The following is a 26,749-nucleotide window of genomic DNA, read 5'->3' as shown; positions in this document are numbered from 1 at the left end:
TATTCAAATAGTTACACCAATTCCTCTTCCTTGCTGAATGCGTAAAAAGAATTTTCGATTATTTTGGTTGACAATTGTCTTACTGATGGTCCTGTTAAAAACTCAATTGGAGCAATTTCAACAGCAAGACTTTCTTTAATCATTCCCATTAATTCAATTGTTAAAATTGAATCTACTCCTAATAAGTTGATTCCTTTATCGGGATTGATATTCGTTGTAGGTATTTTTAATATCCTTCCAAGCTGTTTTTGTAATAAATTAACAATGAATTCATTTCGCCCTATTAAATCTAAATTTAATATTGTTTCTCTATTAGCAATCTGTATCTCAGTTAACTCCTCTTCAACATTTATATTTGCCTTATCTATTTCTCTGAATAATGCAATACCACTTTTACCGAAACTTTTAGAAATTACATTCCAATTCAAATCAAAGAAACCAATCTGTGTAGGTTTTTCTTTAATAAGAAAATCAATACCTTTCATTACTTGCTCATTAGTAAATCCATTAATCCCACTACCCTCAAGAATTTTTTCTATATTTTCATTTCTAGAAACAACTCCTGTTTCTTTTAACACTCCTAAATTTACTGTTGTCACAGGTAACCCCATTCCTTTTCTCCAATGAGCAAAAGAGTCTAAAAAAGAATTGGCTATTACATAATTTGCTTGTCCAATGTTTCCTATTAATGAAGAAATTGACGAGAACACAACAAAATTATTTAGACTTAAATCCTTGCTTAGGTAATGAAGATTCATTGCTCCATCTACTTTCGGTTTTAATACTCTTAAGAATCTATCTTCATTCATATCTAATAAATATCCATCATCTAAAACCATAGCTCCGTGAAAAATACCGATTAACTCAGGTTGGCTCTCTTTGATATTTTTAAATATTTGTTTCATCTCATTAAGCTTGGAAATATCTCCAGTATAAACCTGAACATTTACACCTTGCTTTTTCATTGTTTTAACATCTAGTATAGCTTTTTTAGTTTTTAATCCACTTCTACTTAATAAAGCAAGATTCATAGCTCCTTTATCTACTAACCATTTAGCTATCTCCATTCCTAATCCTCCTGTTCCTCCAGTTATTAAATATGTCCCATCTTCTTTTATACTTCCTTCTTCTTTTCTCATTACTTCCACAGGATTATTTGAAAAATCAATTACAACATTGCCTAATGTGTTATTATCTTTAACTTCATTAAAAGCTTCGAAAAGCTGATCAATTGTAAAATTTTTTGTTGGTAAAGGAGCTAGTACTCTTGAAGCTATATTTGCAGCTATTTCTTGTAATAAACCAGACGTTTTTTCTTTTTTCTCTGTCAATAATCTATCAATATCTATTGCTAGATAAGATAAATTATGGTTAAAAAACCTCATATCTTTTGATGCATAACTTATTACGTCTTTTTTACTTATATCTAAATAAACTCCATATGGAGCTAAAGATGAAAAATTTTGATATGCAACTTCACCAGAATCAGAGCTCAATATTATGTCAACTCCTATTCCATTAGTAACTTTCTTTATATGGTTAGCAAACTCTAAGCTAGTTGAACTATAAATGTTCTTTATTCCTAAACCTTCTAAAAAGGCCTTATTTTCTTCTGATTCTATAGTTACAAAAATTTCTGCTCCTACATACTTTGCATAATTAATAGCAGCCAAACCAATTCCATTTGTAGCATTATGAATAAGTATTTTATCTCCTTTTTCTATACCAGCCTTATCTCTTAAACAATAAATAGCTGTAAGATAACTTAGAATTACTCCAGAAGCCCCGTTAGTTAAGTCTGTTGGGCATTTTACTACTAAATGTTCTGATGTTGTAGTATATGATTGAAAAGTGCCTGGAGCTATAGCCAATACTTTATCTCCAACTTTAAATCTTGTAACGTCTGAACCAATATTTGAAATCGTACCTGCACACTCAATTCCTAAATTTTTCTCTGCAAATGTTTTATCTATTTGTTCATTAGAAAACTTAAGAGATAGCTTTTGACAATCTAACTTACTAAGCACTGTGTTTTCTACTAAAATTTCTACTTCATCAGCTTTAAGTTCTTGACACTTTAAGGGATTAAAATAAAAACTTTGAGAATTTGGGTTGGTTGGAACTTGTAAAACTAATGGCTCTTCTTCAAAATTAATGGTCTCCAATTTCATTTGTTCATCCATCTCCAAATTAATCATACTCTTATCATAAATGAGTCCATTTCTAATAGCAAGTTCTTTAAAAAAGACATTATTTGTATTTATTATTTTTCCTACTATTTCTAGTTGCTCTTGGAAAATATTCTTTGATTGACTTTTTTCAATATCTATAAGTTCAACCTTACAATTAGATAACTCATTAACTATTAATCTTCCTAAACCATGCAGTGTACTTTGTTCTGGAAATGAAATAATATCATGTTCTAAAACCTTTTGGCTACCTTGAGTGAGAATAGATAATTTAATATTCCCCCCTTTATTTTCAGAAAATGCTTTTACTATATTAAAAAGTGGCATAACTTGCTTCAAACACCTTTCACTCATTTCTAAGTCAGAATGAACTCCCGACATTCCTAAAGATGGCATTAACACTAATTTAATTTCTTTATAGCTTGTATTATAAATTGCATTAAGAATATCTATATTCTCTAAATTAATTTTATAATGATCTTCTTCTATTTTTTTATAATCATTTCCAAGTTCTAAGATAATACTAGAACCATTTACAAACTCTTTTAAGGGTAAACAGCTTATATAATCATTTGTAAAAATGTAAGTCAAAGTATCTTGATGAACTTCTGGGTTGCTAATACTTTCTTTTTCTTTAATCCACTCAGTTTTAAAAAAGTTTTTCTTTAAAAAATCATCAGATTGTAATTCATTATTAACAAGTCTTTTACATTTAAAACCTTCTAACAACATAAATACTTTACCTTCTTCATTACAAATTGTTATATCTGTTACTGTGCTTTGATCATCAATATATTTTAGTTTTGAATAACAAAAAATGTTTTTGTCTGGCGCTTCATAACAATGTACTTTATTAATTGATACTGGAACAACGTCCATATTTGCGAGGGCTATTGTTGTTTGAAAACAAGCATCGAGTAATGTAGGGTGGATAAAATAATCTTTTGAAGCCTCTTCCAAATCTTCATGAATAACTATATTGGCCACCAACTCTTCCCCTCCTAATCTTAGGTCTTTGATACATCTAAAGTAAGGTCCATAATCAAGTTTAGATTGACTTAATTTAGTATACACTTCTTCAGGTGTTACTTTTGTTGTTAATTCTTCAAAAATTTGATTTATTGCTATTTCTGGAGATTCCTCTCTAAAACTTCCAATAGCAAATTTTCCTGAAGACATTCTAACCCAATCTGTATCTTCCTGTCCATTTTTACTTTCTATACTGTAGCTTCCATTTTTTGTATTCATTGAAACATACAAATTTTGGATCTCATCTTCATCAATCATAAGTACTTTATGGAAGTTTACATTTTCTAACTGAAATGGCGCCTCTTGACTAACTTCATTTAAATACATATCAATAGCAATCCCAATATAACCTGCCCCAGGAAACACCACTTTTTCATGAACAATATGATCATTCAAAAACGGGAAAAAGAACTCATTTAATTCAAATATATATGCATCTGAAGGCCCATGCACTTTCTCTTTAAAAGATAGATTACTTATCTTATTTGATAGAGTTTCTGTTTTTGTATTATTATTTCTCCATAAATACTGTTTCTGCCATGGATAAGTAGGGATTTGCATAAACGGTAATTTATCTATCCACCTATCCCATTTTAAAGGGTATCCTAAAGTAAATAGCTTTGAAATATTTTCATAGAAATTTACTTGCTCCTCCTCTCTTTTGTTTAAGGTTTGTATTAAGTTACAATCCTTTCTATTTTTAGTACATTCTTTTATAGAATTCTTTAACACAGGATGTGGACCAACTTCTAAAAACACAGTGTAGTCATCTTCCAAAATAGTTTCAATAGTTTTTGAAAACAAAACAGGTTCTCTAACATTATTATACCAATAATTGTTATCAATTTGATTTCCTTTAATTAACCCTCCTGTTACTGTTGAATATAAATCTATTTTTGTTTCATTTCCTTTTACTTCTTTAAGTGCATCTAATAAATACTCTTTAACAAGCTTCATCAATGGGCTGTGATATGGAACTGATACATCTAATAATCGGCAAAAAACTCCTAAAGCATCATATTTTTCTTTAAGTTTTTTTAATGATTCAGTATTTCCTGAAATTGTAACAGATGTTGGAGCATTCACTGCTGCAATAGATACATTGTCATACTTACTAATTGTTTCTTCTACTTCAGATTCAGGAAGTCCAACAGCCAACATAGTTCCTTTACCTTGAGTTATAGAATGTTGTAAACTACTTCTGTAATAACTTACTGTTAAAGCTTCTTTTAAGGTTAAAGCTCCTGAAGCATAAACAGAAGCTACTTCACCAACACTATGCCCCATTACTGCATCTGGAATAATACCATAATGTGCTAATAATTTGGTAAGCCCTACTTGAATTACAAAGTTTGCTGGTTGTGCAATGTTTGTTTCTCGAATCATAGAACTTTCTTCTGGCTTTATAAGTTCTTCGTAAATAGACCATCCAGAAATTATTTTAAACTCAGCATCACATTTCATTATTGCCTGTTTAAAAACAGGTTCAGTTTCCATTAACTCTCTCCCCATTTTCCACCATTGAGGTCCCATTCCTGTATAAATAAATACCACCTTTGGTTTTTTTCCTAATGAACTTCCTTGATGTACTCCTTTTAACAAAATATCTTCTTCATAAGCTTCTAATTTATCTATAAGATCTTGTCTTGAAGTACCAAAAATTGACAAACGTTCAGAATGGTTAGTTCTTCTATAAATTGCATTACTTAGTATTTGATCAAACTCTTCACTATTCTCATTGATACAATTTTTGTATTCAATAGCTAATTCTTTTAATGCTGTAGTACTTTTAGCACTAATCGGAAATATAAAATGATTCGTTTTTAAAGAATTACCCTCCTTTTCTATACTATTTATATTATGTTGTTTAAGAACTACATGAGCATTTGCTCCTCCAAAGCCAAAAGAATTTACTGATGCATAAGAATCTTCATTCTCTGGTAAACACTCTAAACTTGTTGGTACTCTAAGGTTACTTTCTTCATAATGTAAAGCCGGATTCGGGTTTTTAAAATGTAGATTAGCTGGGACTTGATTTTTATTAAGACATAACGCAGCTTTAATAAGCCCCGCAACTCCAGACGCAGCTTCTAAATGACCTATATTAGTTTTAACTGATCCTACTAAGCATTTAATATCCCTTTTACCATCTTCAGAAAGCGCTTTATTAAGAGTACCAAACTCAATTGGATCTCCAACTGCAGTCCCAGTTCCGTGTGCTTCTACGTAATGAACTTTATTTTTATCTATTTCGTTTTCCTTGTATATTTTACGAATTAATTGCAATTGCGAATCTGGATTCGGCACAGTAATTCCATTTGTTCGACCATCTTGATTAGCTCCAGTTCCAACAATTGTTGCATATATTCTATCATTATCTCTAATAGCATCTTCTAATGGCTTTAATATTACAATACCAGCCCCTTCTCCTCTTACATAACCCGCTGCATCACTATCAAAAGCCTTACAACGACTATGTTTAGACAGAAATTTTCCTTTACTCATTAAGATAGAACTCTCTGGAGAAAGCATATAGTTTACCCCACCAACCATTGCCATAGAAGATTCCCCATTCCATATACTTTGACAAGCATAATGAGTTGCTATCAGAGAAGATGAACACGCGGTATCAATACTAAGAGAGGGACCTTTTAAATCAAAAACATACGATAATCTATTTGATAACATTGTCATTGCTACTCCACTAATTGTATGTGAATTAATGTGGTATTGGTTTTTAGAAGATGTTTGTGTTACTAAATTATCAAGCATAAATCCTCCAACAAATACACCTGTATTTGAACCTTTTACATTTTCTAATGACAGTCCTGCATTTTCTAATGCTTCGTAAGCTACTTCCATAAGCATTCTTTGTTGAGGATCTAGTGATTCAGATTCTCTTGGAGACATGTCAAAGAATAAAGAATCAAAATCTAATGCATTTTCTGTAAGAAATCCTCCTTGTTCGGCTCTTATTTTACCAGATCTTTTATCATTATTGCTATAATATTTTTTACTATTCCATCTATCAGCAGGAACATTTCCTATAGTATCCGTTTCATTTAACATCATTTCCCAAAACTTTTCAGCAGAAGTGCTAGAGCCAGGAAACCTACATCCTATACCTACAATTGCAATTGGTTTATTTTTGTTACTCATGATTCAATAGTTAATTTTATTTCTTTTTGGTAAGTTTAAATTGATGATATTATGCAGCTATTATTAAAAACTACAAACAACAGTATATTCGATTTAGACTTAAAAGCTCTAAACCGTTATTAATAAACTTGAATACTCAAGTTTTACATACTAAATAATTTAGTTAGATTAACATGTGAAGTATAACCTAGTTCATAATTTTTCGTCCTTGTATAATGAACTCTGTAGTACATAAAGGTAATGTCCAACTTACCCAACTTGATATTGCTACAATATCTGGTTCATTGGTTACTTCATAATAGGAGAGTAAATCTATAGCCAGTCTAAAAACAACAAATGCAAGAGTTACCATATAACATCGTATCATCCATTCTTTATGTTGTTCAATATTTTTGTTTCTAATTGCTATATATGCAAAAACTGCAGCTAACAACCAAACAACTCCACCTATACCTAATCCAATATCAATAACCAAATTACTTGAGGATGTAGTTATTAAAGGAATTAATGTTACAGATGAAATCAAAATACTAATTAGAAAAATTATTCCTAGCATTCGATGAATTTTTGGATATCTAATACGTAGCTTAGAAATGAACTGAAATGGACCTAAAGCCATAGCTAAAACACCTCCTAAAACATGGGGCCATATCCAAACTACTCTAGAAAAGTAATATGGCCCATATATTTTTTTAGATATTATGAGAAAAGGAAAACCTCTCATAAGCAAATAGTATAAAGAAATAATACTCAAAATTACTATTGGTATTTTAATCATACTATTTTTTAGTTTTTTTGTTTCTCTCATCCTAATAAATATTGTGAAAACAAATAGGTCTAACAAAAATGATATACCATGTATTGATAATTAAAGACATTTATTTAACATGTTATTCATTTTAGTTTTAAAGCACTATCTAATCCAGAACTTCTTAAAGTACTACAGCTTCTGATTTTAACATAGAAATTTTCCCCATCTCCATTTTATAAACCTTATTAGCCAAATCGAAATATTTATCGTCATGAGTAATCACAATTAATAATTTTCCTTCATCTCTCATTTTTACAAGAAGTTCATTATAAAAGAAGTCTTTAAAGTCAGGATCTAGATCTGCAGCACATTCATCAAAGAAATAAATTGGTCTATCCTCTAAATAAGACTTTAGAATTGCTAATCTTTTGCGTTGTCCTTTAGATAGATCGATTGTACTATAAGCACCATCTTCAATTGTAACTTTATCAGATAAACCAAACATATCAAGCCATTCATATACCTGATTCAAACGATTTGTGTTAATTCCATATATCTTTTTAAATAAATAAAAATCACTGTAAATAACCGAATAATGTTCTCCTAAAACTTTTGTATCAACTCTTTCTCCATTTACAAGTACTTGACCTGAGTCTACTGGATACAATCCTATTAAGGTCTTCAAAAATGTAGTTTTACCACTACCATTCCCCCCTATAATAAAAACTATATCACCTTGTCTTACTTCAAAATTAATTGGACCAATTCCATAAGTAATTTCATCCGAATCCTCATCTCTTTTATAATTAAAACAAATATCCTGTACCTCCAAACTTTCTACAGACGATGATATATTTACTTTATTATCATTTTCAATGAAAAGCATTTTTTCAGAATCTGTATTTTTCAAAAATTCTTTTATTCTTCTCCAAGCTATCTTTGCATTAATTATTCCTGGTATACCTGAAAGCATATTATTAAAAGGCCCCCAAAGAAATAGTGTACCTATTACAAATGTTGTTATTAATTGTTTATCAAATTCAAAAATCATGGGAAAAACCAAACAAGTTACACCTACAGCAACCGTAAAAGATATTTCTGAAAGTAGTGTTTTATTTATATCAATATAAGCCGCCTTTAATTTTGATGTATAAAGCATAGAGTTTCTAACTTCCATATCTTTATTATATTCAACACGTTTTACTTGATGTAAAACCAACTCTTTAAAGCCATTAATAAGGCCTGACACTAAATTCGTAAAACCTTCTCTTTTATCTCTTGCATCTAATAGAGCATTATTTAATGGGGCTGCAAGAAAACTATATAGGAAAAATATAAAAGCCATTGAACCTACTAGAACTGAAGCATTTAAAAAGTCTAATGAAAATAAATAGATAAATATTATAACAGCAGTAAGTACATTGGTAAAAATATGGATAGCTACTTGTGAAAAATAAAAGATATCTCCTATATCATCATTCAAGATTGTATAAATTTTTCCACTTTGAATTTTCTCATATTTTTGAAAAGGAATTCTAAAAACATTTCTAAGTATTAACGAATTAAATTCTTGTGCTATAATAGAACCTAAATAAGCCGTTTTTCTTTTACTTAACCTAATAGTAATCACATAAAAATAAGTAGCTAACACAAAGAAAGTTAGTAAATATTTAGTTTCAACTTCACCACTTACAAATTGACTAATTATCATTACTATAAGAGAATTTGCTACTCCTGGAATTAATGATATTAGAAGTAAGGACGAAAGAATATTGTAGTATTTATTTTTATGTGGAAAAAACATAGTTACTCGTGTCAAAAAATAAAACGCTGCTACAGCTATTCCTAATTGAATAATAGCATTATTTAAAGCTTTATAATTCTGAGACTGAACCATCCAAAAATTTTCATCATACATAGCAATAGGCATGTAATACAAAAAAATAGATATGGGTAAAATTGCTACAAAACCTAACAAATAGTTTGTAAATTTTGAAAAAGATAAGTCTTTTGTTCTTTTTTTCTGTAATATTTGGGCAAGGGCTATTACTGTATAAGTAACACCAATTATAACAAGCGAAACAATAAATATTTGAATCGCGAAAACTGTATTATCCATTTAGTTTTTCTTTAAATTTATTAGTATTTAATATTTTTTAATTAAGATTTAATCTTCTAGTAAAACTCCTACACTTCTATTAAGAGCTAATTTTAAATAGTTATCGGCAATTGCAATATCGAAAACAGCCATTCCCATAGGGTTAAACATTACAGCTTGCTCTCTCTCTAAAGAACTAAAATAATTTTTGGTTAATAGTTCTTGAATTTCAATTACATCTTCTCTCTGCAAGTTTTGAGTTTTATTAAACATTTCTATATCTGTATTTTCTCTACACACTTCATTCCATTCATCAACAATTATAGCTTTAGAAAACCAAGGAAATGTTTCTGCTTTATAATCTCTTAATGAAACATTTAAATGAAGAGAACCCGCTTTAGGTTGTTTATCTATGTATCTATCTTTAGAAACCGTACAAGTAATAAATATATCTGCTTCTGCATATGCTTCTTTCCAGCTTGATACTTCTGTTACTTTCTTATTTAAATCCTCATCTATAACTGCTCTATCGATTCCTTTTAAATCATAAATAAGTATATCTTCTATACTTTTCCCTAAAAGTGCATTACACATTTCTAAATGAGCTTGTCCAATGGGACCAAAACCTATAATTCCTATCTTCAATTTTTCTGGTTTACGATTCTCAATAAACTTTTTTATTATAAAACCACTAACCGATGCCGTTCTAATTGCTGAAATTTCTCCACTATTAATAACTCCTATTGGAACCCCTGTTTCTGCTTCATTTAATGTAATTACACTATGGGCTCTGGCAATTCCTTTTTCTATATTATCAGGGAAACTAGCTATCCATTTAATCCCAGACTTATTTATATCTCCACCAATAAATGCTGGCATCGCTATAATTCTATTTACTTCATTTCTATAACGTAAATAAGGTTTAATAGGCTGAGCCATATCATTTGACCCCAAACACTTTACAGCATCAGTTATCACTTTAACATTATTATTCCAATCAGTATTTAACTCTTGAATATTTTTGTTATTTAAGTAAATCATTTTATGTTTTTTTATTTTAATAATTCTTATTGTTATTAGACTAATTCTAAATTTGCAGATTCTACCATTTCTCGCCATTTAGGATTATATATTGTAGAAATGTATCGTTCTCCTTTATCAGCAAACACACACATGATATTAACAGGCCTATCTACAGGATGCATATTGAAATATTTTTTTACTGCTGCAAACACAGAACCCGAAGAACCTCCTGCATATATGTTATGATTTTCTAATAATTCAACACAATTGGTAACTGTCTCCATTTCATCAACATAAACTACATTATCAATCTTAGCAGATTCCAAAATACCTGGACGCAAACTTGAACCAATACCTGGAATAAATCTCTTTCTTGATTTTCCTCCAAAAATTATTGACCCTTCTACATCCACTGCTATAATTTGGGCATTTGGGTATTTTTCTTTAACTTTTTGAGAAACACCAGTAATAGTTCCTCCTGAACTAACTCCCATAAATAAATAATCTAGCTTTTGCCTAGGAATCTCTAAGCAAATTTCATTGGCTAATGAGTTATAATATGCCTGAGCGTTTAAAGGGTTTTCATATTGATTTACCCAATAGATATCCTCAGTATTTTCAACAATTTCTTTTACTTTTTTTATTCTATTCAATAAATACCCCCCTCTTGAATCTGGCTCTGTTATCTTTATTACTTCTGCGCCTTGAAGCCTAATCATCATTTCATTAACAGGCAAAGTTGTTTTATCAATAACACAAACAAATTTTAATCCTTTTTGCTTTGCATAAGCTGATAAAGCAATACCAAAATTTCCAGAAGAAGACTCTATTATGGTTGTATTCTGAGTTATAATTCCTCTATCTAATAAACTATTAATAATGTAAGAAGCTGCACGGTCTTTAACGCTTCCTGTTGGATTATAAAATTCTAATTTTGCAAAAACATTTAAATTTGGCTCTTCCTTATTTTTTATTGATATCAATGGAGTATTACCAACTTTTTCTAAAATGTTGTTTATCATGGTTAAGTTGTTTAGTTGATTTATTGTAAACTTGAATTAAATATTTTGTTAGACTCCTAAATCCATAAGAGCAACAACAGAAACCTCTCTAAAAGAGTATAGAGGCTATTTATTTTTAAATCAAAATGATTTTGTATTTAATTAGAAATCTAAGAAGACTTTGATTAATTACTATTAGTGAATAAAGTTATTGTTCTACTTCACAAGCATATTCTAACTTTTTATTAGAAAACATTATAAATTAGATTTTATAATTCATTTGCAAAAAATCCTAAAGGAATTGTAGCTATTAAATTTTGCTGCAATGAGTCAATTCGTACAATTATTTTATTGCAATTATTTACTTTCAAAACTTCGCAATCTAAGCCACTAAGTGGACCATAAATAATTTTTTTAGACTCACCTACCTTTGGAAATCTAACATTAGTTTCAATATTGGTAATATTTTTATTTCCTACCAATAATTTTATTTGATTAATTTCCTTTTCTTGAACCCTAGCGTATTCTTTACCAAAACGTATATATGAAAAAGCTCCTTCAACTGATAAAGCTTTGTGAAATTCTAAAGAAGAATTAATATTCACAAAAACATATGATGGAAAAAGAGGAGTAAGAACCATTTTTTTTCTATCACTCCATTGTTTAATTGTTTTAACCTGAGGCATAAATGACTCTAAAGAAATTTCTTTTAAAGATTCAGATACTTTCCTCTCCCAACGAGATTTCACATATAACACATGCCAGCCGATAGTAAAATTCACAATTTCAAATTATTTTAATGCAAAGCTTCGCTTCTCTAAGTCACATTATTTTCGGACTTAAATTGTTTTTTCTTCTCTCTTCAAACTTCTAAATTTTATTAGTTATAATCGCTACACAAAAGTGTAGTTTTCAATTACCCCTTTTCCATCTAAAAGACTCTGATTCAAAACCAAATGTTTGTTTTTATTATAAAAATCAATAAGTCCAGCATGTGAAAAACTTACAGGAATCGTTTCTGAACCTAGGTAATTTATAGGTCTTCCTACAACTTCTGCCTTTATTCCAAGTAATGACATTATTCTTAATAATTTATTATCACATTCTGCAAATGCTATGTTTTCAATATTATTACAAATAGGTGCAATTGCACAAACCATCAATTTTTTAAATAAGTTAGAATCATTTATTCCCTTTTTAATGGCAAATCTACCTATATGCCATATCTCATTAAAAGGCCTATCTTCAATGTACATTAATGGATTTATCCCAAATAAAGTTTCAATTGGTAATTTATCTAAGTAGTTCCATTTTAAAACTCTAATAGATCCCGAAATATTACCATAATCGTCCTTACTAACAAATATTTTAGAATTTTGCCCATATTTTAACTCTTCATTATAAACAGACAGAATATCTTTTTTTATGTTTTCTAAATCATCGTTTACACTATGATGATTAAAGTTTTCTTCTACTACAAATTTTGATAAATTATAAACTTCATTTGTAGTTAATCTTTCTAAATAGTTTTTGGTTAGTATCATAATTATTATGTTTTGCTACCAAAGCTATATTCTCAAAGCTTTAACTACACTACACAAAATTGTGGAATATTCAATATTTTTATAAAAAAATCATATAATAAAATTGTTTTTTAACTATTTTTTTAATTAATTCGCGGGACTAAGTCCCTACGAAACCTATGACCAATATTGGTGATTTTTTCTCTTCACGCAATACCGTGACGAGTATATCTGAAAACGAACGGAAGCAAACAGCTGATTATATAAAAGCTATTGAAGCTTTTGCTAGAACTACCTATAAGAGTATTTATGTAATTGATTATCAAAAAAAAGGGTTTGAATATGTTTCTGAGAACCCCCTTTTTTTATGTGGTCATACTCCTGATGAAGTTAAAGAAATGGGGTATCTATTTTATTTTAATTATGTAACTCCTAAAGATTTAAAATTACTTCTTAAAATAAATACTATTGGATTTGATTTTTATCAAAAAATACCTCTAGCAGAAAGAATAAATTATACTATATCTTATGACTTTCATTTAAAAAATAAAGAAGGAAAAACCTTTTTAATTAATCAAAAATTAACACCTATTTTTTTAACTGATCAAGGAAAAATATGGAAAGCCGTTTGTATTATATCCCTTTCTAATGAACAAAATTCAGGAAACATTACCGTATCTAAAAAAGGTGAAAATAATATTTTTAAATACGATTTAAAGGGTAGTTTTTGGAAAAAAATCGGTAAATTAAAACTCACTCATCGTGAAAAAGAAATTTTAAAATTTTCTGTAAGAGGCTTTACTATAAATGAAATGGCAGAGCCAATGTTTATATCACCAGACACAGTTAAATTTCACAGAAGAAAACTATTTGAGAAATTAGAGGTAACCAACATTTCTGAAGCAATAGTTTATGCTACTAATAATAAACTAATTTAGTAATCATTATTGATTGATGAAAAGTAAAACTCAGGAAACGTTTTAAACTCTTTATTTGTTATAATCTTAAAAAGAATATGTGTACACATACTAGCAACCATCCATGAACCAATTGATAATTGCGGAGGAGATAATTTTTCTTTTTCATTTAAATATTCATTTAAAACCTCATCAATCCATAACTGAGGGGTTCCCCAAAATTTCATATAACTTGTTATGTATTCAACAACCCTAAGTTCATTAAATTGTTCTCCTGCTTTTGCTATAGACCTCAACGACAAACCATTAGGCGATATTATAGTTACTAATCCTCCCCATCCTAAATTATAAGGGTGCAAAACTGGTATATTATTTTGTTGGCAGATTTCATCAAAAAACAAAGGTACCTCAGTATTGAAATCTAATGCATTAATAGCTATTTTATGATTATTTATATGTTCACTTAAATTTTCTTTCGTTAAAAAACAATTATGCACATTAATATTTGCTTTTTCATTTATGGATAACAATCGTTTTTTTAATGCAGCTACTTTATCTATATTGATATCAGCTTCTATATAATTTTGTCTATTTAAGTTTGATTTTTCAACTTGATCTCCATCAATAATAGTTAAATTTTCAAAACCAAAGCGCAGAGCACATTCTGCTATAACGCTACCAATTCCCGAACCAGCCAATAAAATAGAACTATTTTTTATTAGTTCTTGTTCATCTGGTTTAACATATATTCTATTTCTGCTATACCTTGCATCCATTCTAATAATGATTTCAAACAAAAATAAGAAGGACCTTATTATTTAACCTTACACAAAAAGGTAGTTTTATCTTACTTTAATTTTATTATATTATCTAATAGATCTAAGTTAAATAAATATTAGCATAATATCATTAAAAAATATTACAAATAAATAAAACATCTTTATTACTGTTTTTCAACTAAATAGCTCCAAATAACCTGACACAAATTTACCATAAAAACCCTTATTCCTTTTTTATAGCCAATAAAAACCTGTCTTTATATTTTATTGAAACTTGGTATTAAAAACATTTCTATTTATAAAAAATCAATCTTTTAAACCTTAAAAGCATACCTCAATATAGAGACACAAATACACTTTATATTTTACTATATTTGTTTGAAAAAAATTGCGTGGAATTTATTCCTACATCTGATACACAATTAAAAACCTTTAATTTTATTAATTATATTGAGTAATAACAAAAATAAAACTCAGTATATAATCAAATTGCTATTAGTATGAATTTAAAATACAAACAACTAGAATCAACAATAAAAAAGAAATATAGCTTTAAATATACCCCTGAGTTTACAGAAAATTTTAAAACAAATATTGAAGACGGACAAATTATTCCATTAATAATTGAAGTATTTGAAAAACTCGATTGGCCAATTGTTTACAGTGACAAAAAATCTGTAGAAGCAAAAAGAAAAGGAGACTGGAATAAGTTAACAGAAAAAATAACTGTCACAAAAAAAGCTTCTGGCCGAATTGAAGTTCATAGTAAAACACTTGAAGGTAATTTCATTGATTTTGGAAAGAACTCTAAAAGAACAGGTTTATTCATTGCTCTTTTTCAAAAATTAGCAACCGAATATAACAAAAATGGAAAGCTCATTGAATTAGAAACTGAATTTGAAAAACAAATTAATTGGACCGATTATGAAATTCCAACGGAATTACCAAAGCCCAAAGAGTTTGGAAAACCAAATTTACCTCTTTCAATAATTGGCGGACTATTTATTGCTATTTTGTTTGGAGTATTAATTGCTTTTTTAACTGTCAATTTCACCTATTTTATTTTTCTTTACGAGGTAGGTATAGGAATAGGAATAGGGTATTTGTTTTCTCAAGTTTTAAAGAAAACAAATTATATTGAATTTCAACGAATCCAATTGATAATTGGAGTAATGATGATTACAATGTTCATTACCAATCAGCTTACACAATACCAATTAATAATAACACAAAACAATATTTCTAAACTCAGTTTTTTTGAATTTATAAAAATGCGATTTGAAAACGGCTTAACTATAAAGAATTTGAATACAGGTTGGATAGGGCTTATCTTGAGTTGGATATTTCAAATAGTCTTCTCATATATTTTAGCTATGGGTAAAACCGCAGGAATTATTGCAAACCATATGATTAAAAAAATTCCAGAGAAAGTACTTGAATATACAATATATCTTTTTGAAATGGGAAAATCAGAAAGCGAAGTTAGAGCTGAATTAGCACAAAAAGGCTGGAATAAAAAAATTGATCAGGATAATGTTATACAAGCTATTGTTGAGATAAGTGGATTTAATCAAGCGAATAGAGAGTAAAAATATTACCAACAACAAGATTATCTAAATAAGCTTTTTTCAATTAGTAAACATATAAAACAACAAAATGGGGTTAGATTCAGTTGAATTAGTAATGACTATAGAAGATAAATTCGGGATATCAATCCCTAATGTTGAATGTGAACAAATTGTAACAGTTCAACAAATGGCTGATTCTGTATTTAAAAAAATTAAACTTAAACCTAATAAAAAGTGTTTATCACAAATAGTTTTTTATAAAATCAGAAGAGCTTTGGAACAATTTGAAAATGAAAAGGAAAATATTACTCCAAATACTAAAACATCAGACTTATTAAACAAAACGGATTTAAAAAATGATTGGACTCTATTAGAGAATGAGATTGGATTAAAAATACCTGATTTAGTAGATTTAGACTTAGATAAAACGTTAAATAAAGAAGTTAAATTTTTAGGTTTCAAAATTTTTGACCGAACCGAACCTGTGACAGAAAATACATTACGAAAATTCACCGATTGGATAATCTCTATGAATTATGAACAATTAATATCTATTGAAAATATTTCTAGTAAATATGAGATTGAACGAATCATTTGTGGAATTATTGAAGACAGAATTGGTATTCCTATAAGTGAAATTGAATTACATCATTCTTTCACAAACGATTTAGGAATTGATTAACACAAAAAAACTAAGATGACACCAATAGAATTTCAAAAACTTTGGATGAATAATAGCTCAGAAAACTGGGTAGAATTTCCAATTGACCAAATAGAAAAATCAAATTTAAATGAAAAAACAAAAGAATTTTTAAAAATTGGATTTCCAGAAGATGCAGCTCCTTTTTTAGGTTTTGGATTAATCAGTTATGATGGAGAATTCAATACAATTCAGAATTACTACGATGATTATGAGCTAGATGATAAAACTAATAATTATTGGATATTTGGTTCTGATAATAACGGGAATCCTATTTGTATAGATTCATCAGATAATGATAAGTTAATTATACTCGACCACGAACAGGAATTTGAGTTTATGGAAACCATGAATAAAAACATTGCTGAACTAGCTTCTTCTATTTTACTTTATAGAAACTTTGTTGAAAAAACAAATAAAGAATTCGGAGAAGATGGACTTTTTGAGTCTCAATTTACTGAAAAACATTTGACTGAATTAGAAAATGAATTTAAAAAGTTAAACCCAAACTACTACATTGAATCAAGTTTTTGGGATAATGAAATTGAAAATTTAAGAGCTGAAATCGAATAAGAAACAAGTTATTTACTTTCATAAAATAAAAACTACTCCTCACTAACCATAAACTTCCATAATAACATTGCTAAAACACTTCCTAGCATAGGTGCTATAATATATATCCATAGTAAATGAATATTTCCAGAAAGTACTGCTGGTGCTAAACTACGAGCTGGATTAAAAGAACCTCCAGAAATTGGACCTGCAATTAAAATAATTCCAGTTACAAAAACACCTATAACAATTCCTGCTAAATGACTGTACTCTTTTTGACTTGTTACCCCCAGAATTGTTAGCATCAAAAAGAACGTTAACACTGTTTCTAACGCAAATGAAGATATTATACCTTCACTAGGTAAGGTTTCTCCTAAAGTTTGTGTTTCTGGAAAGATTAAGTATAATAACACACTTGCTAAAAAAGCCCCAAGTACTTGAGCAATCACATAATGTATGACTTCTCTTTTAGGCATTAACTTACCAACAACTAAAGCAATGGTAACCGCTGGATTGATATGCACTCCAGAAAAGGCTCCAAAGACATAAATAATTCCCATTATAACAATTCCAAAAACTGCTGAGATTCCTAACAACCCTAAACTTCCTTCTGATAAAGAATTTACAATTACAGCACCTGTACCGCAAAAAACCAATGCAAATGTCCCAATAAACTCAGCTATATATTTTCTCATAATTACTTACCTATATTCAATAAAAAAAGGATAGCCATGGCTACCCCCTCTCTTTCACCTTTTCCTCTTTTAAATTGCGTTTGCTCCTGCTTCTGCTACTATATGATCATTTTCTACTGAGCTACCACTTACTCCAACAGCACCAATAATAGTTCCGTCTGCATCCTTTACTGGCACACCTCCTGGAAATGTAATCAGTCCGTTGTTAGAATTCTCTATATTAAACAAAGGAGCTCCTGGCTGTGATAACTCTCCAATTAGTCCTGTATTCATATCGAAAAAACGCGATGTTTTTGCTTTTTTAATTGAGATATCTAATGAACCTAACCATGCTCCATCCATACGAGAAAAAGCTACTAGGTTTGCTCCTGCATCTACTACTGCTATGTTCATTTTAGTATGTATTGCTTCAGACTTTTCTTTTGCTGCAATAATTATTTTTTCTGCTTGTTCTAATGTAATATTCATCTTCTTATTTATTAATATTTCTGATGCAAAATTACAGTAGCTTCAAAGCTTAATAGTTACAAGATAGGTTCATCTTGTTATGAAAAAAGGTCAAATTAAATTTCTGATGGATTGATTCCAAACTGATTTTTAAAAGCTGCACTAAAGTTTGACAGATTATTATATCCTAAATCTAAGTATACATCTGAAGGACTCTTGTTTCCTTTTTCCAAAAGCTCTTTAGCTTTATCCAATCGTTTATTTCTAAACCATTTTCCTGGAGATTCCTTATACTCTTTTATAAAGTGTCTTTTAAATGTTGAAAGACTCATATTACATAAGAAAGCTATTTCATCTAAGGTAAGTGATGTATAAAGGTTTTTCTCAATAGTCTTTTTTAAAGGAGAAGTTTCTTTAGATATTAACGAAAACAAATAATCTTCAAACGATTCGCCATACTTGGTAATTAAATACACCAATAACTCATCAAACTTAATAGCTAATAAACTTTCTACTAACTCTGACTTTGTGTTCTTAATGGTATTCAGTGAGTTTAAATAAGACTCTATATAATCGTCATTTTCTATTACATAGCATGAATTAGCTTGTATATCTTTTTCTTTACTACGACCATGCTTTTGAAAAAACTCTTTTAGTTTTTCTTCCGAAAAGAATAGCAATTTACAATAATAAGTTTCTTCAGCATCTAATAACTCACTCCAAAGGCAATTCCCTTTTTTAATTAAAATTGACTGTGAATTATCTACTAAAAAAGCGTCTTCAGCAAAATGAACCTGCTTTTTCCCCTTCTGTAAAAAACTAAACATATGCATGTTCAGATTTACTTTGGTTTTAATAGCATCCTCATTCATCTTGAGGTCATACACAAAAAGCTCAGGAAGTTTTGTACTTTCTATATAAGATTCAGGTATGTTATCTATAGGTATTTTACTCACTAAGTTATTTCTTAAACTGTTAATTTAAGAAACCTTGCTCTTGCATCCAAGAGTCAGAATAAATTTTGTCCATGTATCTTATTCCGTGATCTGGTAAGATTACTACCACTACACTATGCTCATCAAACATATTTTTATCGGCATACTGTTGTACTGCTTGCATTACTGCTCCAGAAGTGTACCCGCAAAATAATCCTTCAGTTTTTACCAACTCTCTCGATTTCAAAGCTGCTTCTTTATCAGCTACTTTTTCATAGATATCTACAACGTCAAAATCTGTTGATGAAGGAATTAAGTTTTTCCCTAAACCTTCTATTTTATAAGGAGAGATTTCATTTGAATCAAACTCACGAGTTTCATGATATTTTTTAATTACCGATCCAATAGCGTCTACTCCTAAAATTTGAACATTAGAATTTTGTTCTTTTAAGTAACGTCCAGTTCCAGAAATAGTTCCTCCTGTTCCACTTGCTACCACAACATGTGTCACTTTTCCTTCGGTTTGTTCCCAAATTTCAGGACCTGTAGTATGGTAATGCGCTTCAATATTTAGTTCATTGAAATATTGATTGATGTAAATTGAATTTGGAGTTTCTTTATGAATTCTTTTCGCTGTTTCATAATACGAACGAGGATCGTCTGCAGCTACATTTGCTGGACATACATGAACCTCAGCTCCCATTGTTTTTAAAACATCAATTTTGTTTTGAGATGATTTATCGCTTACTGCCAAAATACATTTATAACCTTTTACCATAGCTATCATTGCTAAGCTAAAACCTGTATTTCCTGAGGTAGTTTCTACAATAGTATCTCCTGGTTTCAGAATACCTTTTTTCTCTGCATTTTCAACAATATGCAAAGCTATTCTATCTTTTGCCGATTGCCCTGGATTGAATGCCTCAACTTTCGCGTAAAATTTACCCGGTAAGCCTTTTGTAATTCTATGTAGTTTAATTAAAGGGGTTTGTCCTACTAGTGCTAGTATATTATCGGCTATTTGTTGATTTCTATCCATTATATTTAATAAAAAAACGTCATTACGAGGGTGAATAACGAAGTAATCTTTTTTATTGAGATTGCTAATCTTCGTTGCTCTCGCAATGACGCTTACACTCAATCGAGCGCAAAAATATAACTATTTTTCTAACTTATCTTCTAACATTAAAAAGAATGTATATTCTTCAGCTGTTTCTTTTAATGCATCAAACCTACCTGAAGCACCTCCGTGTCCTGCATCCATATTTGTATGTAAGAACAACATGTTATCATCAGTTTTTAAATCTCTAAGCTTTGCTATCCATTTTGCAGGCTCCCAGTATTGTACTTGACTATCGTGTAAACCTGTAGTAATTAACATATTTGGATAGGCTTTTGCCTCTACCTGATCATATGGAGAATACGATTTGATGTAATCGTAGTATTCTTTATCATTAGGATTCCCCCATTCGTCATACTCACCAGTAGTTAATGGAATACTATCATCCAACATGGTTGAAATTACATCTACAAATGGTACCGCAGATATGATTCCATTATATAATTCTGGATTCATATTGATAACTGCTCCCATTAGCAATCCTCCTGCTGATCCTCCCATTGCATACAAATGCTCTGGCGATGTATATCCATTATCAATTAAATATTTAGAACAATCAATAAAATCGGTAAATGTATTTTTCTTATTCAACATTTTACCATCTTCATACCATTCTCTTCCTAAATACTGACTTCCTCTAATATGTGCTAATGCATACACAAAACCTCTGTCTAATAAACTTAAACGCGTTGTTGAGAATCCATCAGAAATAGTGTATCCATATGAACCATATGCATATTGTAATACTGGTGTGTTTTTATCAATCTTAGTGTCTTTATGATGTACAATTGATAAAGCTACTTTTTTACCATCTCTAGCTGGTACCCAAATACGCTTACTTACATAATTTGTTTTATCAAACTTTCCACCTAATACTTCCTGCTCTTTTTTGATTTCTTTTGATTTATCTTTCATATTGAAATCAATTACCGAACTTGGAGTTGTCATAGAATTGTACGAATAACGGATGATATCTGTATCAAACTCTGGATTTGAATACACTCCTGCTGAATAAGTTTCTTCATCAAAAGGTAAGTAATAATCTTCCGATCCATCCCAACGTTTAATTCTAATTTTGTTTAATCCGTTGTTTCTTTCTTCTAAAACTAAATAGTCTTTAAAAATTGAAAAGTCTTCGAATAATGTATCTTCTCTATGAGGAATAACATCTACCCAGTTCTCTTTAGTAGTTTTATCTTCAGGAGTTTTCATTAACTTAAAGTTAGTTGCTCCATCTTTATTTGTTTTGATATAGAAATGATCACCATAGTGCGCAATATCATATTCTAAATCACGCTCACGTGGTTGAACAACTCTAAAATCTCCATCAGGATTATCAGCTTCTAATACTTGGTACTCTGTTGAAACCGTGTTATACGAACCGATTACTAAGTATTTTTTCGATTTTGTTTTCGTTACAAAAGTTCCAAATGTTTCATCTTTTTCTTCAAAAACCAATACATCTTCAGATGAATCTGTTCCTAAAACATGTTTATATATTTGTGAACTTCTCAAAGTTTTTGGATCTTTCTTTGTGTAGAAAATTGTTTTATTATCATTTGCCCAAACGGATCCTCCTGTAGTATTTTCAATCTTATCTGGATAAATTTCACCAGTTTCTAAGTTTTTAACCTTAATAAAATACTGACGACGACTTACTGTATCGGTTGCAAAAGTTGTTAATTTATTATCAGGTGATATACTTAAACCTCCTAATTGGAAATACTCGTGCCCTTCTGCTTCATCATTAACATTAAACATTACTTCTTCCTCAGCCTCTAAACTACTTTTCTTACGACTATAAATTGGGTATTGCTGTCCCTTTTCATAACGAGTAATATAGAAATACCCACTCTTCTTGTAAGGTACTGATTCATCATCTTCTTTAATACGACCTTTCATTTCCTGAAATAACTTCTCTTGAAACTCTTTCGTCTCTTTTGTTACTTCATCGTAATATGCATTTTCAGCATTTAAATAATCGTATACTTTTTGGGTTTGTTCGTCTTTAATTTCGGCATTTTTTTGCTCGTCGGTTAAACGCATCCAAAAGTAATTATCTGTACGCACATCTCCGTGTTTCTCTAAGGTAGTTGGCTGCTTATCAGCAACTGGAGCTTTGATATCTTTCTTCATTTCTTGTTTTTTGCAGGACGCAAAAATAAGGCTAAATGCGATAGCGGGGAACATAATTTTTTTCATTTTTATTTAAATTAAACAATTTCCTTGTGAAAATACTATTTTTGCTTGTATATAAATAATAAAAACGACGATTAATGTTTGGAGATATTTCTGGTATGATGGGCAAAATAAAAGAAGCTCAGCAAAAAGTTGAAGAGACTAAAAAACGTTTAAACACTGTTTTAATTGACGAATCTGCTGCCAGTGGTGCTATAAAAGTTACGGTTACTGCCAATAGAGAAGTAAAAGCAATCACAATAGATGAGTCTTTATTAGAAGACAAAGAAGAATTAGAAGACTATTTAATTTTGACTTTAAATAAAGCTTTAAAAAGAGCTGGCGATATTAATGAACAGGAATTAGCTATTGCTGCCAAAGCTGGTATGCCTAATATTCCTGGAATGGATATGTTTAAATAACAGCTAAGATGTTTGTACAGCTAGAAGATTATATGTTGCCTTGTTTAAACAAAAAGCTCTTTGGAGTTGATTGTTTAGGATGTGGTATTCAACGTGCTTTAGCTCTAGTTTTAAAAGGTGAATTTATAGAAGCTTTTAAAATGTATCCAGGGATATACACACTACTTCTTTTAGCTTTTGTTATCATTCTTAACTTCTTTTACAAAATTAAACACGCTCAAAAAATAATCAGTATTTTAGCTATACTTAATGTGCTTATTATCGTGATAAGCTATATTATAAAAATGAATCTATTAACTTAATTTTATAAATCTACTATGGAAAAACAATTTAACCCAACTATTATTTATGTATTGTCAATTATAAGTTTTTTATGCTGCTGTTTTGGTGGTTTAGGTGTTTTTTTAGCTGCACCTGCCTTTATTATTGCTAACAACAAAATGAAAGACGCTGAAGCAAACCCAGAACAATATGATGCTGCATCTTTGAAAGCTATAAAAACTGCTAAAACAGTTGCTCTGATTGCATTAATTATTAATGCTGTTTATTTAGCTCTTACCGGTTACAGGTTAGCTACTGGTTGGGATGAAATGATGGAACAAATAAATGATATAATAGAACAAAGTAGATAAAAACTTCTACTTAAATAAAAAGCGATCCAATTGGGTCGCTTTTTTTATACAACTATTTCAATAAAAACTTCACAAAGTAAGGATTCCTAATTATATTTGTAACCTTAAGATTTCTTCATGTTTTAAAAAAGTAGAAATCAATTGATATTTAATAATAAGTATAATGCAAAGCAGTTTATATATTAAGTCAAATAACATAGTTATTGATAGCTTAGATGAAATTCATTTTAGTCAATCTAACAAAACAATTATTGAGCAGTTCTTAAAAGAATTCAAACATAGAAAAGCGCTACAAGAATTTAATTTACCAATAGATAATAAAATTCTCCTTTATGGTCATACTGGTTGTGGTAAAACAATGACTGCAAAGGCTATTGCTGGTGTTCTTAAAAAGCCAATAGTAATTCTAAATTTAGGTGGTATTGTTTCTTCAAAACTAGGGGAAACTGCTAAAAATATTCAAAGCTTATTTGACAAGGCTATTAGACAAAATGCAATACTGTTTATTGATGAATTTGATGCAATCGCAAAAATGCGCGACTATGATCAAAAAGACTCTGGAGAAATGAAAAGATTAGTGAATACTATTATTCAACTTATAGATTATTTACCCGACAACGTTATTTTAATTACTGCTACCAACTATAAAGAAATAATAGATACCGCAATCCTAAGGAGGTTTCAAATACAGCTAGAGTTTAAACTTCCAACAAACAGTTTATTGGATGTATATTATACAAGCTTATTATCTCAATACCCTGAAAAATATAGAGACATTCAAAGAATCTATAATGTTTTTTATGCGGAAGCAAAAAACACTGTTTTTAAAGAGTTAAAACGACAAATAATTTTAGAAGAAGAACTAAAATTAAGTATTTAATAATTATTGAACGATACAAAAAAAGAAAGTTCAAAAACATTGATTTATGAGTACAACTATCGTAGATAATTTACGCATCATACAAAACCGAATAAATAATGCTTGTAATAATTCAGGAAGACCTACAAAAGAAGTTCGTCTTTTATTAGCTTCTAAAACTGTTAGTCCCGAAAAAATCAGCATTGCTATGCAAGAAGGTGTTACTTTAATGGGAGAAAATAAAGCTCAAGAGTTTAAAGATAAATGCAATGCTGTCGCTGAATGGAATCCTGAAATTCATTTTATTGGTCATTTACAATCCAATAAAATAAAAGAAGTATTAAAATGGTGTAGTTGTATTCAGTCCATAGACAGACTTTCTCTAGCCGAAAAACTTCAGCAAAGACTCTCGTTTGAAAATAAAGAAATAGATGTATACATTCAAGTAAATACATCTAATGAAGAAAGTAAGTTTGGTGTTAGTCCTGAAAATGCAATTGAATTAATTAAACAAGTTTCGAAACTTAAAAACATTCATATAAAAGGCTTAATGACCATTGGTTTATTAAGTTCTGAGTCAAACGAAGTACGAAAGTGTTTTAAACTATTAAAAGCTATTCAAAAAGAAGCTATTCAATTAAATATTCCTAATGTATCTATGGATGAATTATCAATGGGTATGAGTAATGATTTAGAAATAGCTATTGAAGAAGGTGCTACTATTGTTAGAGTGGGAACTGCCATATTTGGAGAAAGAATTTACCCTGATAGTTTTTATTGGAACGAACAAAAGTAAAACACACTTAAACTTACATTCTTAGAACTTACTTAAAACATAACTTAAATCATACCTTTTGCCTTAAATTCTAAGTATTTGTTTATGACATTTACCGATAATTGTGCTGGTTTTGTTAAAATTGCATGCACTCTATTTTTTTCTAGTTCTTTAACTATCAACCTTTTTTCGTAGGCATATTTTTCGGCTATTGTTTTGTGATATATACTTTGTAAATCTTCTGAATTTTCTGTGATTAACTTATCCAGCTCTGTATTTTCAAAAAACACTGTAACTAATAAATGTTTTTTAGCAATCATTTTCAAATAAGGCAACTGTCTTTTTAAAGCTGAAATATGCTCAAAGTTTGTATATAAAATCAATAAACTTCGTTGATTTATTTTTCGCTTTATAGTAGCATATAATAAAGCAAAATTAGCATCTGAAAAATCGGTTGTTATTTTATATAATTCTTCATTGATTACCGATAAATTCGTTTTCTTATTACTTGCTGCTATTATTTTTTCTACATTTTTAGAAAACGTAAGCATCCCTGCTTTATCATTCTTTAACAATGCTATATTTGAAAAAGCTAATGTTGAATTAATTGCGTAATCTAACAACTTCAATCCTTCAAAAGGCATTTTCATAACACGTCCTACATCAATAATAGAATATATGGGTTGAGATTTTTCATCTTGGTATTGATTCACCATCAACTCTCCTCTTTTTGCTGTAGCCTTCCAATTTATAGTTCTGACATCGTCACCAGGAATATAGTTTTTTATTTGCTCAAACTCCATGGTATGTCCAATACGTCTAATTTTCTTCATTCCAAACTCTGTCAAATTATTATGCATTGCTAAGAATTCATACTTCTTCATTTGAACATAAGAAGGATATACTTTTACATCTTTATCATTTGCAAAAACATATCTTCTTGAAAAAATCTGCAACAATGTTGAAACAAATACATGCAAATTTCCAAACTTATACTCTCCTCTTTCTACTGGACGAACATTATAGGAAAACGTTTTTTTATCGGCTACTTGGAGTGATGTTTGATAGTCAAAATCTCTTTTTTGAAATTGTTCTGGCAATTCATCGATAACTGAAACAAAAACCTGAAATGGATATCTATTTTCTAACGTAATGGCTATTTCATTTTCATCTGAATTAGACAATTTATCAGAAACAATACGTTGAGCTGAAAAGCCTTTTTTAAATCGATATAAAACTATTAAATCAATACACATGGTTATTAAAAACAACCAAACAAGCATCCACGTAAGTGAATATAATACAGGTAACCAGAACGACAATAAAAATAATCCTGATATAATGCTTATGTATATAAAAAAACGATTATGTATGTATATAGATTTAAAAAACTGAAT

At 29.4% G+C, this 26,749-nt stretch carries 23 protein-coding genes; 9 read left to right on the top strand and 14 right to left on the bottom strand.

The genetic code is table 11. The features are described from left to right. Positions 1-11: 11 nt before the first annotated feature. The 7 genes from F7018_RS16460 to F7018_RS16430 all read right to left on the bottom strand — a co-directional run bounded on the left by F7018_RS16460 (position 12) and on the right by F7018_RS16430 (position 12,794). The gene (locus tag F7018_RS16460) at positions 12-6,377 is read right to left on the bottom strand and encodes a type I polyketide synthase (protein ID WP_150901197.1); all 6,366 of its coding nucleotides are present in this window, start codon (positions 6,375-6,377) and stop codon (positions 12-14) included. Between the two features lie 187 nt (positions 6,378-6,564). Further along, a complete protein-coding gene (locus tag F7018_RS16455; RefSeq protein WP_150901196.1) occupies positions 6,565-7,185 on the bottom strand; it encodes a DUF2306 domain-containing protein in 621 nt (206 codons plus the stop codon). Positions 7,186-7,309: 124 nt separating this feature from the next. After that, positions 7,310-9,247, bottom strand: coding sequence for a cyclic peptide export ABC transporter (locus F7018_RS16450; protein WP_150901195.1), 1,938 nt, complete (start codon positions 9,245-9,247; stop codon positions 7,310-7,312). Positions 9,248-9,295: 48 nt separating this feature from the next. After that, positions 9,296-10,267: a 2,3-diaminopropionate biosynthesis protein SbnB gene (locus F7018_RS16445; protein ID WP_150901194.1), complete on the bottom strand. Its 972-nt coding sequence runs from the start codon at positions 10,265-10,267 to the stop codon at positions 9,296-9,298. Positions 10,268-10,302: 35 nt separating this feature from the next. Continuing rightward, positions 10,303-11,271: a 2,3-diaminopropionate biosynthesis protein SbnA gene (gene sbnA, locus F7018_RS16440; protein WP_150901193.1), complete on the bottom strand. Its 969-nt coding sequence runs from the start codon at positions 11,269-11,271 to the stop codon at positions 10,303-10,305. A 248-nt stretch (positions 11,272-11,519) separates the two neighbouring features. Further along, positions 11,520-12,032 carry a UpxY family transcription antiterminator gene (locus F7018_RS16435; protein ID WP_150901192.1) on the bottom strand — a complete coding sequence of 171 codons (513 nt, stop codon included), beginning with the start codon at positions 12,030-12,032 and terminating at the stop codon, positions 11,520-11,522. 111 nt (positions 12,033-12,143) lie between these two features. Continuing rightward, entirely contained in the window at positions 12,144-12,794 is a 651-nt protein-coding gene (locus F7018_RS16430) for a hypothetical protein (RefSeq protein WP_150901191.1), read from the bottom strand. 158 nt (positions 12,795-12,952) lie between these two features. Here F7018_RS16430 and F7018_RS16425 point away from each other — a divergent pair, with 158 nt between their 5' ends. After that, positions 12,953-13,711, top strand: a complete 759-nt coding sequence (locus F7018_RS16425) for a response regulator transcription factor (RefSeq protein WP_150901190.1) — start codon at positions 12,953-12,955, stop codon at positions 13,709-13,711. Here F7018_RS16425 and F7018_RS16420 read toward each other — a convergent pair. Next, positions 13,708-14,466, bottom strand: a complete 759-nt coding sequence (locus F7018_RS16420) for a ThiF family adenylyltransferase (protein WP_150901189.1) — start codon at positions 14,464-14,466, stop codon at positions 13,708-13,710. The two genes, F7018_RS16425 and F7018_RS16420, sit on opposite strands and share 4 nt — an antisense overlap. 503 nt (positions 14,467-14,969) lie before the next feature. Here F7018_RS16420 and F7018_RS16415 point away from each other — a divergent pair. From F7018_RS16415 to F7018_RS16405, 3 genes are all read left to right on the top strand, one after another. Further along, positions 14,970-16,058 carry a hypothetical protein gene (locus tag F7018_RS16415; RefSeq protein WP_150901188.1) on the top strand — a complete coding sequence of 363 codons (1,089 nt, stop codon included), beginning with the start codon at positions 14,970-14,972 and terminating at the stop codon, positions 16,056-16,058. Between the two features lie 67 nt (positions 16,059-16,125). Further along, positions 16,126-16,719 (top strand): acyl carrier protein, encoded by a 594-nt coding sequence (locus tag F7018_RS16410; protein WP_150901187.1) that lies wholly within the window; start codon positions 16,126-16,128, stop codon positions 16,717-16,719. A gap of 15 nt (positions 16,720-16,734) precedes the next feature. Next, positions 16,735-17,310 carry an SUKH-4 family immunity protein gene (locus tag F7018_RS16405; RefSeq protein ID WP_150901186.1) on the top strand — a complete coding sequence of 192 codons (576 nt, stop codon included), beginning with the start codon at positions 16,735-16,737 and terminating at the stop codon, positions 17,308-17,310. Positions 17,311-17,342: 32 nt separating this feature from the next. Here the strand turns inward: F7018_RS16405 and F7018_RS16400 are convergent, their stop codons facing one another. The 5 genes from F7018_RS16400 to F7018_RS16380 all read right to left on the bottom strand — a co-directional run bounded on the left by F7018_RS16400 (position 17,343) and on the right by F7018_RS16380 (position 22,622). Beyond that, the gene (locus F7018_RS16400; protein ID WP_150901185.1) at positions 17,343-17,984 is read right to left on the bottom strand and encodes an MIP/aquaporin family protein; all 642 of its coding nucleotides are present in this window, start codon (positions 17,982-17,984) and stop codon (positions 17,343-17,345) included. A 69-nt stretch (positions 17,985-18,053) separates the two neighbouring features. Next, complete coding sequence (locus tag F7018_RS16395) at positions 18,054-18,452, bottom strand: GlcG/HbpS family heme-binding protein (protein WP_150901184.1); 399 nt, start codon at positions 18,450-18,452, stop codon at positions 18,054-18,056. A 95-nt stretch (positions 18,453-18,547) separates the two neighbouring features. Continuing rightward, positions 18,548-19,387: a helix-turn-helix domain-containing protein gene (locus F7018_RS16390; RefSeq protein ID WP_317132399.1), complete on the bottom strand. Its 840-nt coding sequence runs from the start codon at positions 19,385-19,387 to the stop codon at positions 18,548-18,550. 19 nt (positions 19,388-19,406) lie between these two features. Beyond that, positions 19,407-20,405 (bottom strand): PLP-dependent cysteine synthase family protein, encoded by a 999-nt coding sequence (locus F7018_RS16385; RefSeq protein WP_150901183.1) that lies wholly within the window; start codon positions 20,403-20,405, stop codon positions 19,407-19,409. A gap of 120 nt (positions 20,406-20,525) precedes the next feature. Then, positions 20,526-22,622 (bottom strand): S9 family peptidase, encoded by a 2,097-nt coding sequence (locus tag F7018_RS16380; protein WP_150901182.1) that lies wholly within the window; start codon positions 22,620-22,622, stop codon positions 20,526-20,528. Between the two features lie 140 nt (positions 22,623-22,762). Here F7018_RS16380 and F7018_RS16375 point away from each other — a divergent pair, with 140 nt between their 5' ends. The 5 genes from F7018_RS16375 to F7018_RS16355 all read left to right on the top strand — a co-directional run bounded on the left by F7018_RS16375 (position 22,763) and on the right by F7018_RS16355 (position 25,373). Next, positions 22,763-23,086: a YbaB/EbfC family nucleoid-associated protein gene (locus F7018_RS16375; RefSeq protein ID WP_150901181.1), complete on the top strand. Its 324-nt coding sequence runs from the start codon at positions 22,763-22,765 to the stop codon at positions 23,084-23,086. 8 nt (positions 23,087-23,094) lie between these two features. Continuing rightward, a complete protein-coding gene (locus F7018_RS16370) occupies positions 23,095-23,388 on the top strand; it encodes a DUF2752 domain-containing protein (RefSeq protein WP_175578766.1) in 294 nt (97 codons plus the stop codon). A gap of 15 nt (positions 23,389-23,403) precedes the next feature. Then, positions 23,404-23,718 (top strand): CCC motif membrane protein, encoded by a 315-nt coding sequence (locus F7018_RS16365; RefSeq protein WP_150901180.1) that lies wholly within the window; start codon positions 23,404-23,406, stop codon positions 23,716-23,718. 163 nt (positions 23,719-23,881) lie between these two features. After that, a complete protein-coding gene (locus F7018_RS16360) occupies positions 23,882-24,598 on the top strand; it encodes an AAA family ATPase (protein WP_150901179.1) in 717 nt (238 codons plus the stop codon). Between the two features lie 46 nt (positions 24,599-24,644). Further along, positions 24,645-25,373 carry a YggS family pyridoxal phosphate-dependent enzyme gene (locus F7018_RS16355; protein ID WP_150901178.1) on the top strand — a complete coding sequence of 243 codons (729 nt, stop codon included), beginning with the start codon at positions 24,645-24,647 and terminating at the stop codon, positions 25,371-25,373. Between the two features lie 44 nt (positions 25,374-25,417). Here the strand turns inward: F7018_RS16355 and F7018_RS16350 are convergent, their stop codons facing one another. Further along, positions 25,418-26,749: a DUF58 domain-containing protein gene (locus F7018_RS16350; RefSeq protein ID WP_150901203.1), complete on the bottom strand. Its 1,332-nt coding sequence runs from the start codon at positions 26,747-26,749 to the stop codon at positions 25,418-25,420.

The organism is Tenacibaculum aiptasiae, assembly GCF_008806755.1.
GTDB classification, from domain to species: Bacteria; Bacteroidota; Bacteroidia; order Flavobacteriales; family Flavobacteriaceae; genus Polaribacter; species Polaribacter aiptasiae.
This window is presented reverse-complemented; position numbering and strand designations above follow the sequence as displayed.

Excerpts from the sequence above, each read along its gene's own strand:
- F7018_RS16410 (WP_150901187.1), top strand. The coding sequence starts at position 16,126 with ATGGGGTTAGATTCAGTTGAATTAGTAATGACTATAGAAGATAAATTC.
- F7018_RS16450 (WP_150901195.1), bottom strand. The coding sequence starts at position 9,247 with ATGGATAATACAGTTTTCGCGATTCAAATATTTATTGTTTCGCTTGTT.
- F7018_RS16365 (WP_150901180.1), top strand. The coding sequence starts at position 23,404 with ATGGAAAAACAATTTAACCCAACTATTATTTATGTATTGTCAATTATA.
- F7018_RS16360 (WP_150901179.1), top strand. The coding sequence starts at position 23,882 with ATGCAAAGCAGTTTATATATTAAGTCAAATAACATAGTTATTGATAGC.
- F7018_RS16380 (WP_150901182.1), bottom strand. The coding sequence starts at position 22,622 with ATGAAGAAAGATATCAAAGCTCCAGTTGCTGATAAGCAGCCAACTACC.
- F7018_RS16430 (WP_150901191.1), bottom strand. The coding sequence starts at position 12,794 with ATGATACTAACCAAAAACTATTTAGAAAGATTAACTACAAATGAAGTT.
- F7018_RS16395 (WP_150901184.1), bottom strand. The coding sequence starts at position 18,452 with ATGAATATTACATTAGAACAAGCAGAAAAAATAATTATTGCAGCAAAA.
- sbnA (WP_150901193.1), bottom strand. The coding sequence starts at position 11,271 with ATGATAAACAACATTTTAGAAAAAGTTGGTAATACTCCATTGATATCA.
- F7018_RS16415 (WP_150901188.1), top strand. The coding sequence starts at position 14,970 with ATGAATTTAAAATACAAACAACTAGAATCAACAATAAAAAAGAAATAT.
- F7018_RS16420 (WP_150901189.1), bottom strand. The coding sequence starts at position 14,466 with ATGGATGCAAGGTATAGCAGAAATAGAATATATGTTAAACCAGATGAA.
- F7018_RS16455 (WP_150901196.1), bottom strand. The coding sequence starts at position 7,185 with ATGAGAGAAACAAAAAAACTAAAAAATAGTATGATTAAAATACCAATA.
- F7018_RS16355 (WP_150901178.1), top strand. The coding sequence starts at position 24,645 with ATGAGTACAACTATCGTAGATAATTTACGCATCATACAAAACCGAATA.
- F7018_RS16460 (WP_150901197.1), bottom strand. The coding sequence starts at position 6,377 with ATGAGTAACAAAAATAAACCAATTGCAATTGTAGGTATAGGATGTAGG.
- F7018_RS16400 (WP_150901185.1), bottom strand. The coding sequence starts at position 17,984 with ATGAGAAAATATATAGCTGAGTTTATTGGGACATTTGCATTGGTTTTT.
- F7018_RS16405 (WP_150901186.1), top strand. The coding sequence starts at position 16,735 with ATGACACCAATAGAATTTCAAAAACTTTGGATGAATAATAGCTCAGAA.
- F7018_RS16385 (WP_150901183.1), bottom strand. The coding sequence starts at position 20,405 with ATGGATAGAAATCAACAAATAGCCGATAATATACTAGCACTAGTAGGA.
- F7018_RS16370 (WP_175578766.1), top strand. The coding sequence starts at position 23,095 with ATGTTTGTACAGCTAGAAGATTATATGTTGCCTTGTTTAAACAAAAAG.
- F7018_RS16445 (WP_150901194.1), bottom strand. The coding sequence starts at position 10,267 with ATGATTTACTTAAATAACAAAAATATTCAAGAGTTAAATACTGATTGG.
- F7018_RS16425 (WP_150901190.1), top strand. The coding sequence starts at position 12,953 with ATGACCAATATTGGTGATTTTTTCTCTTCACGCAATACCGTGACGAGT.
- F7018_RS16375 (WP_150901181.1), top strand. The coding sequence starts at position 22,763 with ATGTTTGGAGATATTTCTGGTATGATGGGCAAAATAAAAGAAGCTCAG.